The 1426-nt window shown below is 63.2% G+C and carries 1 protein-coding gene and 1 pseudogene; both read right to left on the bottom strand.

The genetic code is table 11. The annotated features are described in order from the left end of the window. Positions 1-919, bottom strand: a pseudogene (locus A8G15_RS28550) (site-specific integrase); the annotation flags it as partial. A 74-nt stretch (positions 920-993) separates the two neighbouring features. Next, the coding region (locus A8G15_RS28545) for a site-specific integrase (RefSeq protein ID WP_156665616.1) at positions 994-1426 on the bottom strand (433 nt) is incomplete at its 5' end.

The following is a 1426-nucleotide window of genomic DNA, read 5'->3' as shown; positions in this document are numbered from 1 at the left end:
CCACTCCCCGGGACTTACCCACGTCGTCGGGCAAGTGGAGCGAGTCGATCCCGGGATGATGTTGTTCGATATCCGTCCAGAAGGACCCGACCAACCGTCCGACCAGTTCCACGAAGGTGCCGTAGTCGACCGAGGAGCGACGCTCGTCGAGGTAGCGGATCAATACTTCTCGTACGGCGAGACTGTGGACGCCGTAGGCATCGACCAATTCGAGTGTCGGTCGCTGCCCGTATCGGACCGCGTCCTTGAGCGTGATGTGTTCCCCGAGGTCCGCGATCCCGTACAACAGCTCCCACGCCAGAGACAGCCCGGTAGGTGACTTGCCGTTACCGGTGTGGCGTTGATACCAAGCCCGGTAGGTGAACAGGTCGTCGACTGTCAGCTCGTCGATCGCGCGCCCGGTGTGCAGGACCAGCTTGCTGATCACATTGCAGGCGCCGGTGCGTTGGAAGTTGTTGATCTCCAGATCGTCTGCTCGTGACTCGATCACCGAGAACAACTGCGGACACACCAACTTCCGGATATCGGTGTACAACGTACGGGACTTGTAGTTGTTGAGGAATCGGTACCCCGGCCGCACGATCCGCAACAGGATCAAGGCGTTGATCCCGCAGTTGATCACATCTCGTCGGACGCGGTTCGATCGGGGATCTGCCGGGTCGGTCAAAGTCTCGATCCAGTCGAGATCGTCCTCGACCTTGGCGGCCACCCAGCGTTGCTGCCACCCGTCGCCCGGAAAGGTTCCCAACCATCGCAGAAGCGCCGCAGCACCGTCGCGGTGGCGTTGTTGCAGGTGGGCGCGTTTCGGCCAGCTCGGCAGTGACGGCAGCAAGGCCAGGAACTCGTCCGGGAGAATCCGGTCGCGCTCCCCGCCTGCGACCTCGACATCGACGACGAGATCGTCATGTCGCCTGAGCAAGGTGCCGGGCCGGACCGTCCGTTTTGGCTGATGCGGGGGCGCGGGCGTCGACCCGGAAGGCGCGAGCGTCTCGGTCACGACGGAGTCCCTCCCAGAAGCACGGCCAGATCTGCCGCGTCGTATCCCGGTGCAGCCGGAATCGGAGGTGGAACATGCTGATCACGGGTGGCCAGGTGGTGTTGGACTCGGCGTATCACCTCGGCCTGATCTTCGATCAGGTAGATCTCGGCGGTGGTCGACAGAAGGGCGTGGCCCAGGATGAGTTGGACGTCGCGGGCAGACAGGTGGATGTCGCGGACCATCCGTAAGGCAGCTGTGTGGCGCAGATCGTGCATTGTCCAGTTCGTTCCCAGGACCTCGTTGGCCCTGGTGAAGACCTTGCGTAAGGCTTCGTAGTTCAGCGGTTGGTGGTGAAGTCCGTCGCCGTGATCGCGGCGACGGCGGGTCTTCCAGATCACCTCGTGCGGCGAGAGCGCCTTCCCGAGGTCGACGGGGGTAAGTCCCGGG

This window comes from Rhodococcus phenolicus (genome assembly GCF_001646785.1).
Classification (GTDB): Bacteria; Actinomycetota; Actinomycetes; order Mycobacteriales; family Mycobacteriaceae; genus Rhodococcus; species Rhodococcus phenolicus.
The sequence above is the reverse complement of the archived record's forward strand: the minus strand, read 5'-3'. Positions and strand labels throughout refer to the sequence as shown.